The 17,482-nt window shown below is 68.2% G+C and carries 13 protein-coding genes and 5 pseudogenes; 4 read left to right on the top strand and 14 right to left on the bottom strand.

What is annotated here, in order from left to right; translation table 11 throughout:
* Positions 1-3,014: pseudogene (locus tag ACWD3H_RS24865) on the bottom strand (type I polyketide synthase); the annotation flags it as partial.
* Positions 3,015-3,811: 797 nt separating this feature from the next.
* On the opposite strand from ACWD3H_RS24865, the gene kstD reads away from it, so the two are divergent.
* A complete protein-coding gene (gene kstD / locus ACWD3H_RS24870) occupies positions 3,812-5,545 on the top strand; it encodes a 3-oxosteroid 1-dehydrogenase (protein ID WP_451956669.1) in 1,734 nt (577 codons plus the stop codon).
* 215 nt (positions 5,546-5,760) lie between these two features.
* On the opposite strand, the gene ACWD3H_RS24875 is transcribed toward kstD, so the two are convergent.
* Positions 5,761-6,492 carry an SDR family NAD(P)-dependent oxidoreductase gene (locus ACWD3H_RS24875; RefSeq protein ID WP_451956670.1) on the bottom strand — a complete coding sequence of 244 codons (732 nt, stop codon included), beginning with the start codon at positions 6,490-6,492 and terminating at the stop codon, positions 5,761-5,763.
* Positions 6,493-6,561: 69 nt separating this feature from the next.
* On the opposite strand from ACWD3H_RS24875, the gene ACWD3H_RS24880 reads away from it, so the two are divergent.
* Positions 6,562-7,161 (top strand): TetR/AcrR family transcriptional regulator, encoded by a 600-nt coding sequence (locus tag ACWD3H_RS24880; RefSeq protein ID WP_451956671.1) that lies wholly within the window; start codon positions 6,562-6,564, stop codon positions 7,159-7,161.
* Positions 7,162-7,242: 81 nt separating this feature from the next.
* A complete protein-coding gene (locus ACWD3H_RS24885) occupies positions 7,243-7,992 on the top strand; it encodes a Mut7-C RNAse domain-containing protein (protein WP_451956672.1) in 750 nt (249 codons plus the stop codon).
* Positions 7,993-8,060: 68 nt separating this feature from the next.
* Here ACWD3H_RS24885 and ACWD3H_RS24890 read toward each other — a convergent pair whose 3' ends face one another.
* The 4 genes from ACWD3H_RS24890 to ACWD3H_RS24905 form a co-directional block, all read right to left on the bottom strand.
* On the bottom strand, positions 8,061-8,255 hold the full coding sequence (locus ACWD3H_RS24890; RefSeq protein WP_350923953.1) for a ferredoxin: 195 nt from the start codon (positions 8,253-8,255) through the stop codon (positions 8,061-8,063).
* A 51-nt stretch (positions 8,256-8,306) separates the two neighbouring features.
* A complete protein-coding gene (locus tag ACWD3H_RS24895; protein ID WP_355613839.1) occupies positions 8,307-9,533 on the bottom strand; it encodes a cytochrome P450 in 1,227 nt (408 codons plus the stop codon).
* 257 nt (positions 9,534-9,790) lie between these two features.
* Complete coding sequence (locus tag ACWD3H_RS24900; protein ID WP_451956673.1) at positions 9,791-10,441, bottom strand: TetR/AcrR family transcriptional regulator; 651 nt, start codon at positions 10,439-10,441, stop codon at positions 9,791-9,793.
* 2 nt (positions 10,442-10,443) lie between these two features.
* Positions 10,444-11,667, bottom strand: coding sequence for a cytochrome P450 (locus tag ACWD3H_RS24905; protein ID WP_451956674.1), 1,224 nt, complete (start codon positions 11,665-11,667; stop codon positions 10,444-10,446).
* Positions 11,668-11,854: 187 nt separating this feature from the next.
* Between ACWD3H_RS24905 and ACWD3H_RS24910 the strand changes: the two are divergent.
* Positions 11,855-12,040 (top strand): annotated as a pseudogene (locus ACWD3H_RS24910) (MFS transporter); the annotation flags it as partial.
* Here ACWD3H_RS24910 and ACWD3H_RS24915 read toward each other — a convergent pair.
* The 8 genes and pseudogenes from ACWD3H_RS24915 to ACWD3H_RS24950 form a co-directional block, all read right to left on the bottom strand.
* Positions 12,035-12,181: pseudogene (locus ACWD3H_RS24915) on the bottom strand (IS701 family transposase); the annotation flags it as partial. The pseudogenes ACWD3H_RS24910 and ACWD3H_RS24915 sit on opposite strands and share 6 nt — an antisense overlap.
* A gap of 175 nt (positions 12,182-12,356) precedes the next feature.
* The gene (locus ACWD3H_RS24920; protein WP_451956675.1) at positions 12,357-13,589 is read right to left on the bottom strand and encodes a cytochrome P450; all 1,233 of its coding nucleotides are present in this window, start codon (positions 13,587-13,589) and stop codon (positions 12,357-12,359) included.
* Positions 13,558-14,625 (bottom strand): NAD(P)/FAD-dependent oxidoreductase, encoded by a 1,068-nt coding sequence (locus tag ACWD3H_RS24925; RefSeq protein WP_451956676.1) that lies wholly within the window; start codon positions 14,623-14,625, stop codon positions 13,558-13,560. The genes ACWD3H_RS24920 and ACWD3H_RS24925 overlap by 32 nt, the downstream gene beginning before the upstream one ends.
* A gap of 139 nt (positions 14,626-14,764) precedes the next feature.
* Complete coding sequence (locus ACWD3H_RS24930; RefSeq protein ID WP_451956677.1) at positions 14,765-15,475, bottom strand: zinc-binding dehydrogenase; 711 nt, start codon at positions 15,473-15,475, stop codon at positions 14,765-14,767.
* Between the two features lie 83 nt (positions 15,476-15,558).
* A pseudogene (locus tag ACWD3H_RS24935) lies at positions 15,559-15,627 on the bottom strand (hypothetical protein); the annotation flags it as partial.
* Between the two features lie 4 nt (positions 15,628-15,631).
* A complete protein-coding gene (locus ACWD3H_RS24940) occupies positions 15,632-15,838 on the bottom strand; it encodes an AMP-binding enzyme (RefSeq protein WP_451956678.1) in 207 nt (68 codons plus the stop codon).
* 112 nt (positions 15,839-15,950) lie between these two features.
* A pseudogene (locus ACWD3H_RS24945) lies at positions 15,951-16,287 on the bottom strand (transposase); the annotation flags it as partial.
* Between the two features lie 40 nt (positions 16,288-16,327).
* Entirely contained in the window at positions 16,328-17,473 is a 1,146-nt protein-coding gene (locus ACWD3H_RS24950; protein ID WP_451956679.1) for an alpha/beta fold hydrolase, read from the bottom strand.
* Positions 17,474-17,482 lie beyond the last annotated feature (9 nt).

Below are 17,482 nucleotides of genomic sequence, written 5' to 3' on the forward strand. Positions count from 1 at the left end.
ATCCCGGCCCGCTCCACCGCCTCCCAGGTCACCTCCAGCGCCAGCCGCTGCTGCGGATCCATCGCCAGCGCCTCACGCGGCGAGATCCCGAAGAAGTCGCTGTCGAACCCGGCCGCATCGGCCAGGAACCCGCCTTGCTGCGGCAGCGTTGACAACGCGTCGAGATCCCAGCCACGGTCGACCGGGAACGCGGAGATCGCGTCGGCACCGGAGTCCATGAGACGCCAGAGCGCGGCCGGCGAGTCCACTCCCCCCGGCAGACGGCACGCCATTCCCACGATCACCACGGGATCGTCGTCGCCGGCTACCAGATCTTGGTTCACCCGGACCGGCTCCGATCCGTCGGCAAGAGCGTCCAGGTAGGACGTCAACGCCGCCGGAGTCGGATGGTTGTAGATCACCGTGGTGGACAGCGAGAGCCCGGTCGCGGCGACGAGTCTCGCCCGCAGGTCGGCCGCGGTGACCGAGTCGATGCCGAGTTCTTTGAACGTGGCAGTGGGGTCGAGGTCGGTGTGGCCGAGCACGGCACCGATCTCAGCGGCGACGATTCCGGCCATGTTCACCGCGGCCGGCCGCTCGGCCTTCTCCGGCTCGTCAAGCCAGTACCGCCGGCGCTGGAAGACATAGCCCGGCAACCGAACGCGGCGCCCGGCATCGAACACCGCGTGCCAGTCCACGGTGACGCCGTGGGTGTACGCGGTCGCCAAGGACAGCAGGAACCTGTCGAGTCCTCCGTCGTCGCGGCGCAGTGTGCCCACCACCGAGACATCACCCTCTATCGAGGGCGTCAGCACCGGATGCGGGCTCATCTCCAGGAAGACCTCGTGCCCGGCGGCCTTCAGCGCATCCGTCGCCGCCTCGAACTCAACGGTCTGGCGCAGGTTGCGCACCCAGTAGTCGCCGTCCAGCACTTCGCTACCGTCCACCGTGGACTGGATGGGAATCCGAGGTTCCTGTGGTCGTATCGGAGCGAGCAGCTCGGCCAGCTCCGCCATGACAGGTTCGACCTGTGCCGTGTGGGAGGCGTAGTCGACACCGATCAGCTTGATCCTGACACCGGCTTGGGTAAGTTCGTCGACGAGCTGCCGCATCGGACCAGGTTCACCTGCCACGACGACGGATTTGGGGCCGTTGACCGCCGCGACCGAGATTACCGGCGGGAGCAACGGTCGCAGCTCGTCGAGGGACATCGCGACCGATGCCATCCTCCCGCGACCGGCAAGCCTCGCACCGATGACCTTGCTGCGCATGGCAACGACACGCGCACCATCCTCTATGGACAACACGCCGGCCACATTCGCTGCGGCGATCTCGCCCTGGGAGTGACCGACGAGCGCTGCGGGCTCGACACCGTAGGAACGCCAAAGCGCGGCGGCGGAGACCATGAACGCCCACAGCACCGGCTGCACGACATCCACTCGGGCGAGCGCGGCTTCGTCGTCGAGCACGCTGAACGGATCCCAGGTCACGAACGATCTCAACGCCTCCGCGCAGGCGGTGTACTGCTCGCGGAAGACCGGTGACGTGTCAAGGAGCTCGGTCCCCATACCAACCCATTGCGTCCCTTGCCCAGGGAACACGAAGACCGGTTTCACCTCGGCACGGGCCTTGGCGCTGACCACGTTCGGTCCGGTAAGGGTGTCGAGAGCCCCCAGAAACTCGGTCCGGCTGGTTGCGCTGATCACCGTCCGGTGCGGGAACACGGTGCGGGTCGTCGCCAACGAGAAGCCGACGTCCGCGGGACTCAGGTCGGGACGGGACAGAAGCTCCGCGTGCAGGGCGCGGGCTTGGTCGCGGACCGCGCCCGCCGTCTTGCCCGACATCGGCCACAACAGCGGTGCCTCGACGGGGTTCTCCGGTGCGTCGGCCCCGCGCCCGGTCGACGAAAGCACGACGTGACAGTTGGTCCCGCCGACTCCGAACGACGAGACACCCGCCACCGCACCGTCTGGCAGCGGGGTGTTCTCTTGGACGACCTGGAGGCGCCAGGCGTCGAAGTCGATCTCGGGGTTGGGTTCGGCGAAGTTCAGGCTGGGCGGAATCATCCGGTGCCGCAGCGAAAGCACGGCCTTCAGGAAACCTGCCAGCCCGGCCGCGCCTTCCAGGTGACCGATGTTCGTCTTGACCGACCCGACCAGCAACGGCGAGTCCCGGCCCGGGGCGAAGACCGCGCCGAGCGCCGCCGCCTCGATCCGGTCGCCGACCGCCGTGCCGGTCCCGTGCAATTCCACGTAGTGCAGATCGCTCGGCGCCACCCCCGCCCGGCGACAAGTGGCCCGAATCACCGCCTGCTGCGCCTCACCGCGCGGCACCGCGAGCGAGTCACCGCCACCGTCGTTGTTCAGCGCGGTCCCCCGTATGACGGCGTACGCGTCGTCGCCGTCCTCCCACCGTTTGAGCACGACACAGACGCCGCCCTCACCGCGCACGTAACCGTTGGCGCGAGCGTCGAAGGTGAAGCATCGCCCGTCGGCGGACAGCCCACCGAACTCCTCGACGATATTGGTGCTCTCCTCGGCCATGATGAGGTTCACGCCGCCGACCAGGGCGATCTCGCTCTCGCCGCTCCGCAGACTTTCGCACGCCAGGTGCAAGGCGGCCAATGACGAGGACTGCCCGGTGTCGACGGTCAGACTCGGCCCGTTGACACCCAGGAAGTACGAGAGGCGGTTGGCAATGATCCCGCGGCCGATTCCGGTCAGCGAGTGGTGGCCGATGCGCCCGGCGCGGTGGCTCAGATACGCATAGTCGTCGGCCATCGCACCGACGAAAACGCCGGTCGGCGTCCCTTTGAGAACATTTGGGATGATTCCGGCGTCTTCCAGCGCCGCCCAGCCGAGTTCGAGCATGATCCGCTGTTGCGGATCGGTGTACCGGGCCTCTCGTGGGGAGAGTCCGAAGAAGGCCGCGTCAAAAGCCGCCTTGTCCGCCAACCGTCCCGCCCACCTCGGCCCACCGTCACCGGTCCGTTCGGTGACCGCGTCGACCCCACCGGTCAACAAGTCCCAGAACGCCGCTGGACCATCGGCCTGAGGCAACCGACAAGCAAGACCCACAACAGCTATATCCGCCGAAGTCGCCAGTTTGCTCATGGGGTTGTCTCCAAGGGGCTGGCCTCAGTTCATGATCTACTTTCCCCGGGATTGTAAGGACGGTGTATCTAGGGCAATGCCTAGTTCTCATTCGGTCCTGAATACCGACCCGAGTTCAACAGATAATTGCTCTGTTGGGGTCACGATGGGCTCGTTTACGCAGCTCGGCGCGTGAGGGCCTATCGTGGTGGGCGAATTCTCCTGGGGGCACGCTTCAGTCGGAAATGCTGCGTCGACCTGGGTTTTCCCTGTATGGCCCAGTGCTGCGTTCGTCTTTGGCTGGATAGATTCGAGGTAGTGGGTGCCGGGTCAGTCACTCGAATGTGGCTTGCCGTGCCGAAGTTCCTTCTCGCCCGCTCTTTGGGATTACTCGTCACCACACGAGACCGCTCGATCAGGCCCCTCTCCATGATCAGAAGATACGCCAAGGGCGCCACCCGAAAATGGGAGCGACGGCGACGAAGCAGGGCGGCCCGGTGTGGCAGAGGGACGACAGCGACGGGAACCACAGTCGGCCGGACGCCCGATGGCGGACATCCGGATCCGTCAAGATCGACGCCGTCCGCCGTTGACAGGCATACCAACCAAGCGCATGATTGGCACTTCGAAATAGAACATGTTTCAACAGCAGGTACCGGGCGCGAGGTGCCGTCAAGGCCGTTTCTCATGCGAAGGGTCTTCGAATGCCTGCTCACAGTTCCCATCCGACCCGCCGGCAGGTGCTGCGCGGTGCCGCCGCCGGCGCCGGGATCGCGTTCGGCTCAACGATAATCGGCAGTGTCGCCGCCCATGCGGATATCGCTGACGCGCCGGAGTATGACGTCGTGGTGGTCGGGGCCGGGGCAGCCGGGATGACTGCTGCGCTGGTGGCGGCAGAGCGAGGGCTGAACACGCTCGTGGTCGAGAAAGCGGCCAAATTCGGCGGCTCGGCGGCCCGGTCAGGTGCGGGGATCTGGATACCGAACAACCAGGTCATTCTCGCCGCGGGGGTACCGGACACCCCGGCCAAAGCCGCCGCCTATCTCGCGGCGGTCGTCGGGAGCGAGGTGCCCGCGGGCCGACAGGCGGCGTTTCTCGACAACGGCCCCGCCATGATCTCTTTCGTGATGCAGAACAGCCCGTTGCGCTTCCGCTACATGGAGGGCTACTCCGACTACTATCCCGAACGGACCGGCGGCCTGCCGAACGGCCGATCCATCGAGCCGGACATGTTCGACGGGAATCTCCTCGGCCCGGAACTGGCCAACCTGAACCCTGCCTACATCCCGGTTCCGAACGGCCAGGTGGTCTTCAGCGCCGACTACAAGTGGCTCAACCTCGCCCTGGTCAACGCCAAGGGCGCCGCCATCGCGCTCGAAACCTACAATCGCTGGATCAAGGCCACCGCACAGGGCAAAAAACCGCTCACCATGGGCCAATCGCTGGCCGGAGCGCTGCGGGCCGGACTGCTGCAGGCCGGTGTGCCGGTCTGGCTGAACACCCCGCTCATCGATCTACGCGTCGACGCGGGCCGGGTCACCGGCGTGCTGGTGACCCGCAACGGCACGCAGACCCTGCTCAAGGCCAAGTACGGGGTCGTGGTCGCCTCGGGCGGCTTCGAGCACAACGCCGGCATGCGCAACCGATATCAGCAGCAGCCCATCGGCACCGATTGGACCATCGGTGCCGCCTCCAACACCGGCGACGGCATCTTGGCCGGCCTCGCGACCGGCGCCGAGGTCGCGCTGATGGACGACTCCTGGTGGGGGCCGGTGATCCCGCTGCCCGGCGAACCGTACTTCTGTCTGGCCGAGCGCACCCTTCCGGGCAGCATCATCGTCAACCAGCAAGGCGTGCGCTTCGTGAACGAAGCCGCGCCCTACAGCGACGTGGTCCATGTCATGTACCAGAAGAACGCCACGGCGCCGGACATCCCCTCCTGGATGATCATCGACCAGAGCTACCGCAACCGCTACCTTTTCAAGGATCTCGCGCCGACCCTGCCGTTCCCGGACGCGTGGTACGGCAACGGTGCCCTCGTCAGGTCGAGCACGATCGCGGGTCTGGCGGCCAAGATGGGCGTCCCCGCCAATACTCTGCAGGGCACGATCAGCCGCTTCAACAGCTTCGCCGCGACCGGCAGGGACCTCGATTTCAAGCGTGGCAACAGTGCCTACGATCACTACTACACCGACCCGGCGGTCATTCCCAACTCCTGTCTCGCCCCGCTGTGGCTCCCGCCGTTCTATGCCTTCAAGATCGTCCCCGGTGATCTCGGCACGAAGGGCGGAATGGTCACTGACGACAAGGCCCGGGTGCTCTCTCCGGCCGCCGCGGTCATCCCCGGCCTCTATGCGGCCGGCAATGCCAGCGCCGCCGTCATGGGCCACAGTTACGCCGGCGCCGGTTCCACCATCGGCCCCGCCATGACGTTCGGCTACGTCGCCGCCAACCACATCGCTGACAACCGCTGAGCAAGGACGGTCACGCGGCGATCCGGGGTTCCCATGTGCAGGCGGCCTGAAAAGGCGCGGAGGTCGGCCTCGGCCTACCAGGCTGCCGCCGGTGACGTGGTCCACGTTCACACCGTGCCCCACCCCCGGCGAGTGCCACTCGAACCGGGACAGCGCGCGCCCCGGTTCCTGCCCGACGTCCAACGGCTATTCCGAACAGGTCACGAAAAGCGGTGCTACCCGTCGCGCGTCACCCGGTAGCTCAGCCGCGGACTCACCCGGTGCAGCGCGTTGAGCAGCCTGATCTTGCCCACATGGACGTGGTCGCGATTTCGGTCGATGGCGCGGGCGATGGCCCGGGCGGCGTCCTGCGGGCTGATCTTTCCCCTGCCGCGGCCCGCGGTCATGTCGGTGTCGATGAGCGGCAGCATCGCCTCGGTGACCGCCACTCCCGATGCCGCGGCCTGTTCCTGGTAGCGCAGGCTCCGGGTGAAGGTGCGCAGGCCCGATTTCGTCGCACAGTACACCGCGGCACCGCGCTTGGGCGCGATGGCCAGCCCCGAGGTCACGTTGACGATCCGAGAGCCTGGCCGGGCCCGTAGCAACGGCAGGCAATGTGCCGTCAACCGCAAGGGGCCGGTCAGGTTGATCGCGATCTCCCGGCTGATGCGATCGCACCCCTGGTCCGGTGTCAGGTCTCCGAGTTCGTAGACGTCCTGGACAGCGGCATTGTTGACCAGCAGCGACAACTCGCCCAGGCGGGTCGCCGCCTCGGCGAGAAGACGCAGTTGCGTCACATCGGCGAGATCGCACGGGACTGCCGTGACCTGCGGCAGGGCGGCCGCGACACGGGCCAGAGCATCGGCGTCCCGACCGCACAGCAGCAGCCGATATCCGCGCCGTGCCAGCTCGTGCGCCAGTGCGGCACCCACTCCGCGCGACCCTCCTGTGATCAACGCCAGGGGCATGACACGCTCCTCTCACCCTGATTCATTACGTCTGTGTATCGTAACGTATCTAGGTGAGAAGATAAGCCCATGCGTGACATCGACCGGCCGCGCGGCGGCAGACCCCTCGACAGTGACGCCTCTCAGCGCATCCTGCGGGCCACGCTCGAAATCGTCGCGGAGAACGGGCTGGGCAAGACGACCATCGAGGCCATCGCGCGCCGCGCGGGCGTGGGCCGCCCCACCGTGTACCGACGCTGGCCCGACATCGCCCCGCTGATCTCCGACGCGGTGGACATGGCCTTCGCCCAGGTGAGCGAGACCACCGAGGAGACCGACGACGTCGCCGCCGCCCTGGAAACCCTGCTCCACAAAAAGATCACCGTGCTGACGACCACCCTCGCCGGAGAGTTGATCAGACAGCTCGCACCGCATTTCGCGGCCGACGACGCCCTGGGAAAGGCCCTGTCGCAGGCTCATCAGCACCAGCAGGCATCCTTGGCACCCATCATGGAAAAGGCCCAGCGAGAAGATCGGCTGAACCTGCCGAGCGTCGCGCTGGCCACCGAGGCCGTGCTGGGCATCATCTACCTGCGCCTGCTGACCGCGCTGCCCCCGCTCCACCCCGAACAGGCAGCGGAGCTGGCCGCGCTGGCCATAAGCCCGCGCTCAGAGTCGACGCCAACGTAGATCACGCAGGCCCGGGTCACAGCCGTCACCCATCCCGCACCACGGCCTCGAGACGCCTGCGGAGGATGGCATGCTGAAAGTGTGATCGAATCTGACATCCGCCTGCATATCGCCCCCGAGTTGCTCCTGTTCCTGCCCGCGCGCCGGCGAGGCGAGTGGCAGCGGGTGGCGCCCGACGGGACATCGACGCTGGGGCATGTCGTGGAGTCACTTGGCATTCCGCTGCCGGAGGTGGGGCCCTTGACCGTCGAAGGCGCGGAGGTCGGCCCGTCCTACCAGCCCGCCGCCGGTGACGTGATCCACGTTCACGCCGTGCCCCGCCCCCAGCGAGTGCCGCTCGAACCGGGACAGCAGGCGCCCCGGTTCCTGCTCGACGTCCACCTGGGCACCCTCGTGCGACGGCTCCGGCTGCTGGGCGTGGACGCGACCTACCACAACGACATGGACGACCCCTCCCTGGTCGTCGAGGCGAACCGGGAACGCCGCGTGCTGCTGACCCAGGACCACGGCCTGCTCTGCCGCCGGGCGCTCTGGCTCGGCGCCTACGTACGAGGCAACAAGGCGAACGATCAGCTCCGTGACCTGCTGGAGCGATTCGCGCTACCGCTGCGGCCGTGGACCCGCTGCACGGCCTGCAACGGGGAGTTGATCCCCGTCGAGAAACACGAGATCGACCGCCTGCTGGAGCCCGGGACCAAGCGTTCCTACGACGTCTACGGCCGATGCTCGGAATGCGGCCAGGTCTACTGGCGCGGCGCGCACAGCGAGCGCCTGGAAGAGATCATACGATCGGCCATGCGCACGGACGACCTGGGTCCGGAGAACGGCTGAGCACGGCGCGGCGGCACGGAGCACCGAGATCGAGAACCATGGCGCAGCGTCCGGAGTCGATCTGCCCGTCACTCCTCGATGTGGATGGCCAGCGCCGGGCAGACCACCGCGGCGTGCCGGACGTCGGCGGCCTGTTCCGCCGGCGGGTCCGGGTTGAGCAGCACGACGATGCCGTCCTCGTCACGCTGGTCGAACACGTCCGCGGCAGCGACCACGCACTGTCCGGAAGCGACACACTTGTCCTGGTCGATGGTCACCTTCATGAGATCCTCCTGGTTATCGGCGTAGTCGGTTGTCTGCCGTGCGAGGGAAGGTCACCAAGTCACGGGGAGTTCGTAGACTCCGTAGACGGACCCGTCGTGCTTGAACGGGATCTGGTCCAGATCCGCGGCCGGCCGCAGGGTGGGGATGCGCCGGTAGAGGGTGCTGTAGACGATCTGCAGTTCCAGCCGGGCCAGCGACTGGCCCAGGCACTGGTGCACTCCGAAGCCGAAGGCCACGTGGCGGCGGGCGTCGCGCTGGATGTCCAGCCGGTCGGGGTCGGGGAACGCCTCGGGGTCACGGTTGCCGATGTCGTTGGCCAAGATCAGCCCGTCGCCGGCGCGGATGAGCCGCCCGGCGATCTCGATGTCCTCCAGCGCCACCCGGCGCCGCCCGTTGTGCGTGATGTGCAGGTAGCGCAGCAGTTCCTCCACCGCCGAGGCGACCAGCCGCTCATCGCCTGAGTCGCGGAGGAGGGCCAGTTGGTCGGGGTGTTCCAGTAGGGCGAGCGTGCCGAGCGCGATCATGTTCGCGGTGGTCTCGTGCCCGGCGATCAGCAGCAGCACCCCCATCTGGGCCGCTTCCTGCCGGGACAGTTCCCCGGTCCTGATCCGCTCGGTCAGCCCGGACAGCATGTCGTCACCGGGGTTGGTGAGCTTCTCGCCCAACAGGTCGTTCAGGTAGCCGGCCAGCCGGCCGAGGGCGGCCGACCGCTGCTCGGGCGTCGCGTCCCGCTTGATGACGGTCTTGCTGTTGTCCTGGAAGAAGTCGTGGTCGGCGTACGGCACACCGAGCAACTCGCAGATCACCAGTGAGGGCACCGGCAGGGCGAACGCCTCGACCAGGTCGACCGGTTTCGGGCCGGCGAGCATGTCGTCGATCAGGTCATCGACGATCTTCTGCACGGCCGGCCGCAGCGCGGCCACCCGCCTGATGGCGAACGGCGCCGTCACCATCCGCCGCAGCCGAGCATGCTCGGGATCGTCCATCAGGATGAAGCTGACCTTCGACGAGCCGTTGACGGGGGCCGAGCTCGGGTAGCCGGGCCGGGTGACGTCGGCACTGACCCTCGGGTCGGCCAGCAGTGCCCGTTGCTCGGCGTAACGGGTCACCAGCCACGGGGTGCTGCCGTCCCACAGACGGACCTTGGCGAGCGGCCCCTCCTGCTGCTTGGCCCGCAGAGTCGGGGGCGGGTCGAACGGGCAGCCCGCCGCCCGGGCCATCGGGTACTCCGGAATCTCCGCGGGGTGCTCACTCGCCGGATTCAACGTACTGGTCATTGATTCCTCCAATGGAACCCGTACCGCGACATGTTCACGGCAGGCGTTGATGAGCACTTCCCCTCCTGAAGGGGCAGTGGTCGTCGCCGAGAGCGGTGTCGGACCGGCGTCTCTCGGCTGTCATCGCAGGGCTGATCGAGCACCTCCGGCGCGATCAGCACGCACTGGCCGGCACCGCGGCATTTGACCTCGTCCACAGTGACTTTCATGGTCAGCTCCTCCTTTGCCCGCGATTCACCGAGGCGCGACGGCTCCCGTCATGGGCAGGGCGTGACCGGTGCCAGCCACAGCCCGACGAGCGCGTCGATCAACCCGGTCGCGGCGTCGTGCCAGCTGGACCGGGGGGTGGGGGTGCCCTCCGCGAGAGCGCGCTCACGCTCGGCGTACATGTGCACCATCAGCTGACGGGCCATGTCACCGCGCTCGGCACGCACCTCGGCCGGCAGTTCGGGAAGGCAGCGGTTCAGCCCGTCGAGGACCTGGTGCAGCGACGGCGAGGTGAGAGACTCGTCGACCATGATTTCGCGGAATGCGGGGTCGGTCATCACCTGGGCACCGAACCGGGCATACCACGTGAGGTCTCCCAAGGCGGCCAGATGCTCGGCGCTCGGGCGCACCAGGCAGGCCACCCAGTCCCGCACGTTCGAGCTGTCGCCCATCTCGGCCAGCATCCGCACGCGTACCCGCTCGATCTGCTCGGCGTGTTTGCGCACGATGGCACGGACCAGATCGGCCTTGGTCCCGAAGTGATAGCCGACCGCGGCGTTGTTTCCCTGCCCCGCGGCCTCGCTGACCTGACGGTTGGAGACGGCGAACACCCCGTGCTCGGCGAACAACCGCTCCGCCGCCACCAGGATCGACTCCCGCGTCGCATCGGCCCGCTCGGCCCTGGCGGTCCTGCCGGCCATGGTCACCATCGCACCGGAACCTCGCGCAACCCGCCGACGACGAGTCCCTCGACCTTGTGCAGCTCTTCCACCGGAACGGCGAGTTCCAGGGAGGGAAGCCGGCGCAGCAGCACCTCGAGCACGACCTGCAACTCGGTGCGGGCCAGTGCCTGCCCCAGGCACGAGTGCGCGCCGACACCGAAAGCCAGATGGGGGTTCGGGCTGCGGCTGAGGTTCATCTCGTCGGCACCCTCGAAGGCACTCTCGTCGCGGTTGGCCGCGGCCATGCTGCACACCACGGTCGTCCCAGGCGGTAGCAGGGTCCCGGCGACCTCGATCTCCTCACCGAGATAGCGCGGCATGCCGAATCCCGGGTTGGCGTCGAACCGCAGCGCCTCCTCCACTGCGGAGCGCACCAGCGACCGATCCGCCAGGAGCCGCTCCCAGCGCCGCCGGTCGGCCAGCAGCATCGCCACCATCTTGCCGATCATGTTCGCGGTGGTCTCGTGTCCGGCGACCAGCAGACCCTGGCCGGTGGCCACCAGTGTCGCGTCGGACAGCCGCTCGCCGTCGGCGTCGGCGCCGGTGATGAGCTCGCTGAGCAGGTCCTCGCCCGGTTCCGCACGCTTGGCGGCGATGTGGGCGGCCATGTACGTGACGAACTCGGCCTGTGCCGCGTCGATCTCCGCCTGCGTGTACCGGGTCAGGTTGAGCAACGTGTCGGACCAGTACGCGAACCTGTCCCGGTCCGAGTCCGGGACCCCGAGCAGGTCGCAGATCACCCACACCGGCAGCGGGAAGCCCAGGCTCGCCTTGAGGTCCGCCGGCCGGCCCCGCTCCAGCATGTCGTCGACGAGCCGCTCGGCCATCGCCTCCATCCCCGGTCGCAGCGCGGCCATGCGCTTGACGGTGAACCATTTGCCGATCATCCGCCGCCACCGCTTATGCCCCTCACCGGCTTGCGGTATCGACATCGACATCTCATTGTTGAACAGCCCGCCCGACTCGTTGGCCGAGATCCGGGCCGCGTCGTCCGCGCGCGTCGGCCGGGTGAACCGCGGGTCGGACAGCACCCGCCTGACGTCCTCATAGCGCGTGACCAGCGATGCCTCGTCCCCGCTGGGCAGCGTCACCCGCGCGACCGGACACCCCTGCCGCAGTCGCGCCCATTCGGCCGGCGGCTCCAAAGCCGCCTCGCCGGGAATCGGATAGCTCAGCTTCGGCCCACCGTCACCCTGACTCACCATGCCCCCTCAGAACCGACCTTCGAGTCACGATCAGTCAACCGATGTTGTTAACTTAAGTCAAGCAACTGACTTAAAACCTGTCTAAAATCTGTCAGACCATCCACACCCGTACTGTCAGGCCGGAGATTTCGCCATGCCCCATGCCGAACCTGCCGTGGCATCCGCCCCGTCGCGGACGAATACCGTCATGGTGGTGCCGGCCCTCGCCGGGATCGCGGTCTCGCTGATGCAGACCCTGGTGATCCCCCAGTTCCCCAGGCTGCTGAGCGCCACGGTGTCCGACACCACCTGGGCGATCACCGCCACGCTGCTCGCGGGCGCCGTCGCGACGCCGGTGGTGGGACGGCTGGGAGACATGCACGGCAAGCATCGATTTACGCGCCACATCGCTCAGCAGGCCACGCACATACCGCGCGCCCCACCGCCGCTGATCAGTACGGGCGAAACAGGAGAACACCTCAGCGGCAAACGTCTCCAGTCGCGCCCGCACGGCCTCGAGTCCTTGAGGGGTCATGTTTCCTCGCCCCCAAAGCAGGTGACATACCGTCTCTTACCCGAGGTGACCAAGTCCTACTAGTGCTCGGGGCCGCAGTCGGGCGCCTGGGCGAAGACCTTGCCCGTAGCCGGGTCGATCACGTCGAACATCCCGGCCGCCGGCACATGTACACCGTTGATGATCATGTCATTCCTTACCAGGTAACCGGAAGCCTGAACACACCGTTGATGGGCGACCAGATCTTGAAAGGGATCTCCTCGACCGGCACCGCCAGGCTGAGTGTCGGAATCCGGCGCAGCAGGGTCTCAAAGATGACATGCAGCTCGACCCTGGCCAGTGGCTGGCCGATGCACTGGTGCACCCCGTAGCCGAAGGCGAAGTGGTCGCGCGCGCCGCGGTGGATGTCGAAGGTCGCCGCGTCCGGATAGTGGGCGTCGTCGCGGTTGGCGGAGATGTTCAGCGGGATGATCCCGTCCCCGGCCGGAATCACCTGACCGCCGATCTCGATGGGCTCGGCGGCGACCCGCAGGACGATCAGGTTCACGATGGTCAGGTAGCGCAGCAGTTCCTCGATCGCGGCCGGGATGAGCGCCGGGTTCGCACGCAGTTCGGCAAGCTGGTCCGGGTGCTGCAGCAGGGTCAGCGTGCCGAGCGCGGTCATATTCGCGGTGGTGTCGTAACCGGCGAGGACGAACAGCAGGCCGGTGTTGAGGATGTCCTGGTGGGTGACGGTCCCCTCGCGGGCGGCCCGGACGAGCTGACCCAGGATGTCGTCGCCGGGGTCCTCCTGAGCCTGCTTCTCGGCCACGACCTCGGCCGTGTACGCGTTCAGGTCCTGGATCGCCTGGAGGAAGCGCTGCATGGCCTGGGGGTCGGTGACGTCGCTGCCGTTCATCAGTGCCTCGGTGACCTTGTTGAAGAACGCGCGGTCCTCCGCCCGTACGCCGAGGATCCAGCTCAGCACGGTGGACGGCACCGGCAGGGCCAGGTGCTCCACCAGGTCGACCGGGCGCTCCGGCCGGGCAAGCATCGCGTCGATGGTCTTGTCGACCAGGCGCTGGATGTCGGGGCGGAGCGACTCCACCCGCTTGACCATGAAGTTCTTCGACAGCAGGCGGCGGAACACGGTGTGCTCCGGCGGGTCCATCCGGAGGAACGGGCGCTCGTGCTCCGATGGCTGGTAGCCGAGGCTGGGGAACCCGGGTTTGCGGGTGTCGGCGCTCACCCGGGGGTCGGCCAGAATGGCCCGGACGTCGTCGTAGCGGGTGATCAGCCAGGCCTGCTGGCCGCTGATCAGCGTGACGCGGACCACCGGGTTCTCCGCGCGCAGCTGGGCGTAGGCGTCCGGCGGGTCGATGACCGGCCGAGGCCAGGGGAATCGCTGGGCCAGGGTCTCAGCGAGGGTTGAGGACTGCGTCTCTGTCATGGTCGCCTTCTTCGGCTTGTGGGGGGTCCCCGGCCGCCAGCTCCTGCCGGTAGCGGCGCGCGGATTTCGGGTCGTTCCAGGTGAGGACGGCGTGGGTGCGGCTGCCCGCCCGGTAGAGGACGGTGAACCGGTCTCCGTCCAGGTCGCCTTCGGCGACGACGAGCTCGGCGTGGGATGGGATCACGCCGTGGATCTGGATCTTCGTTTCGTACTGATCGGTCCAGGAGTATGGCATGGGCGCGAACACGGCAACATCCCCATGCAGGAGGTTGCGCGCGGCGGCGATCCCCTGCTCGGTGGCGTTCATCCGATGCTCAAGGCGTATGCGGCCGTACCAGGGGTGGATCCAGGATGCGACGTCGCCGGCGGCGTACACGCCGGGGGCGGCGCGGCAGTGGGCGGCGCAGACGATCCCGTCGGCCAGCGGCAGGCCCGAGGAGCGCAGCCAGGCCACGTTCGGTGTGGATCCGACGGCGACGAGCACGCAGTCGGCCGGCTCGACCGTGCCGTCGTCCAGCGCGACGGCGGTGACGCGGCCCCGCTCGCCCGTGATGCCGAGCACGCCGGTTCCCATCCGCAGCCGTACGCCTTGGGCGCGGCGCAGTTCGGCCACCCGCCCGGCGAGCGTGGCGCCGAGCTGCCGCAGCATGGGCGCCGGCAGCGGATCGACGAGCGTGACCTCAGGGCCGAGTCCGCGGGCGGTGGCGGCGACCTCGGCGCCGAGGAACCCGGCCCCGACGATCACCAGCCGCGGCCCCGCTTCGAAGGCCGCCCGGAGTGCCATGACGTCACGGTCGTCCCGCAGCAGGTGGACTCCGGCCAGGTCGTGCCCGAAGGGCAGCCGCCTCGGCTCGACGCCGGTGGCGACGATCAGGCCGTCGAAGGGCACCCGCCCGCCGTCGCTGAGCACGACCTCTCCGGCGGCCAGGTCGGCCCCGGTAGCGGGACAGCCGGTGCGAAGGTCGATGTCGAGGGCCGCGTAGTGCTCCGGCGGACGCAGGGCCACCCGGCCCAGGTCCCAGGTTCCCGCCAGCACCTGCTTGGACAGCGGCGGCCGGTCGTAGGGGGCCCGGGCTCGCCGCCGAGGAGGGTCAGGCGTCCGTCGTACCCCTCCCTGCGGATGGTCTCGGCGGCGGCGAGACCGGCGCTGCCCGCGCCGGCGACCACGATCGACCTCATGAGCCCGGCAGTAGGACGGGCTTGATCGTCACACCGCTCAAGGAGTCACGCTCGGCATCGTTGATCTCGCCGAGCGGGTAGGTACGGATCAGGCGGTCGAACGGGAAGCGGCCCTGCCACCACAGGCTGATCAGCTCGGGGATGAAAAGCTGCGGCACGGCGTCGCCTTCGAGGATGTAGGTCACGCTCCGCCCGGCCAGGGCCATCGGGCTGATCGTGACCTCGCCACCGCCCGCGCCGACCAGTCCGCACACGCCTCCCGGGCGCAGCGCGGCGATGGCCGTGCTGATCACCCCGGACACGCCGGTGGTGTCGAAGGAATAATCCACTCCCCCGATCACCGCGGCCAGCTCCGGGTCGGCGCCGTCGACCACCCGGGTCGCCCCGAGCTCCAGGGCCAGCTCGCGCCGCCCGGCATGCAGGTCGACGGCGATGATGTCGGTGGCGCCCGCGACCTTGGCCGCCATCACCGCCGCGAGGCCGACGGCGCCCGTGCCGAAGATCGCGATGCTGGATCCGGCGCGCACCTTCAGCGCGACGAGCACGGAGCCGGCGCCGGTCTGCAGGCCGCAGCCGAGCGGGCCGAGCAGTTCCAGCGGCAGGACGGTCTCGACCAGCCGCTGCCCGGTCGCCACGTCGGCGACGTCCCCGCCGTCCGCCACGGCCTGGCCACCCGAGTCGTTGATCTCCTCGACGATCTCGTGCACGGCCCCTTGTCGCCGCCCGCGCCGTCGGGACCGGTCCCGAGGTCGTTCACGACGAGCGAGGCGCCCTCCCGGGCGAAGGCGCGGGCGAGCGCGGCGCCGATGCCGCGGCCTCCGCCGGTGATGATGGCCACGCGGCCATCCAGAATTCCCACGATGTCACCTTTCGTTGTTTTCGTACGCGTCCCTCAACCGGCGGCGCAGCAGCTTGCCGCTCTCGGTGCGGGGGAAGTCGGCGCGGAACTCCAAGCGCTTTAGGCATTTGCAGGAGGCCAGGGCGTCCGCGCAGTGGGCCCGCAGGTCGTCGCCTGCGGCTGGATGGATCACGGCCAGCACCCGCTGGGCCGATTCCGGGGTAGGCGGCACCGATCACCGCAATGTCGGTGACCGCCGGATGGGAGATCAGGTGCTACTCGACTCGGTGGGGTGGATGTTCACCGCCGGACAGGATGAGGTCGCCGATCCGGCCATTCCTGGGCTGCACCCCAGCCGACCGGGTGCCCTTCTTGACGAACCCGGTCTCATCCACGATCAGCACTCCGCCCGGATCCCCAAGCTGCTCGATCAGGTGATCACGCAGGTCAACACGGATGTCCCGCGGATCCCACCGCACGTTGTTCAGCAATCGCCGCATCCGATGAGGCTGGGAATCACCTGCGGCCTCCGCCGGTTGCCAGCCGTTCTTACGCTCCACCGGCGCCAGCAGCCCCCGTCAGGTACGCCCGCGCCTGCCGACGCGGCTCCACCCGCCCGAACAATCCATCCAGCCCCGCCGCCCAAGACTGCAGATCCTCAGACGTCACCACATCCGACATAAACCAAACTATAGATCGCGGGGCATGACTGTGGTACTGGCTAGGGCGTAGGTAGCTTTCTCCCGAGGAGGAAGGCCGTCAGAAGCTCGCGGTAGAGGTCAGGACGGCCGTTGGCGATGGAGTGCCCTGCGCCGGGCACGTAGAGGAATGTCGAGTTCGGCAGAGTGCGCCGGTATTCGTCGGTGACCTGCCACTTGAGGTAGTCGCACTGGCCGCGCACGATCAGCGTCGGCACGTGGACCTGGCGCAGCTTGGGCCTGGGATCAGGTACGGTCTCCGCGTCTGCGGAGGTGACCTGGTTGACGTAGAAGCCGGGCTGATTGGTGTGCGTGGGCGCGGGCGCCGCCCCCGGGCAGCCGGTGGCGTCCTTGGCGGAGATGAGCAGTTCGCGGAAGTAGGCGTCCGCCTCGCGGTCGGGCACCATGCTGTGCGCGGCCGCCGGGTTGAGCCCGAGCAGGACGTTCTGGACGAGGAAGCGCAGCGAACCGTCGGGCCCGTCCCCGTTGCCCCACGGCGAGCCCACGCCGTCGGGATAGGCAGGCTCCCAGATCGCTCCCGGCGAGGTCAGCACGGCCCTGGCGACACGGCCGGGATGGGCCGCCATGTACGCGGCCGCCAGGGTGCCGCCCCAGGACCTGCCGACCAGGATCACCCGTTCGGCGCCGAGCGCGCTGCGGACGGCGTCGAGATCGGCGACGTGCCTGGCCACCGTGTAACCGCTGACATCGTCGAGGCGTGTGGAGCGTCCAGCGCCGAGTTGGTCGTAGGCATAGACGTCGAACCCCTCACCGGCCAGTTCCCGCCCACCCTCCGGGACCCCCTCACCCGGTGTGCCGGGGCCGCCGTGTAGGAAGATCACCGGATACGGCCTGGCCGTACCTCTGGCCGGTTCGCTGACATAGGCCAGGCGGGAGCCGGTGGGCAGGTCCCAGAACCGCACACCCGCCGGAATCACCGGCACCGGCGCGGGAGACGGGAGCAGGACGGTGACGGCGGCGATACCGCAGAGCACAACGGTGATACCTACGACATACAGTGCTTTTCGCGCGACCAGCCATGTGATCGACACGATCGAGACGGCGGCCGCTCCGGCGAAGACCGGGTACACGGGCACGACCATGGCGACGCCGAAGAAGATCAGCGGCGAGAGGATCAGGGCAAGGACGGCCCCCAGGACAAGCTTCATGGGATCAAC

Source organism: Streptosporangium sp. NPDC002607 (genome assembly GCF_053592655.1).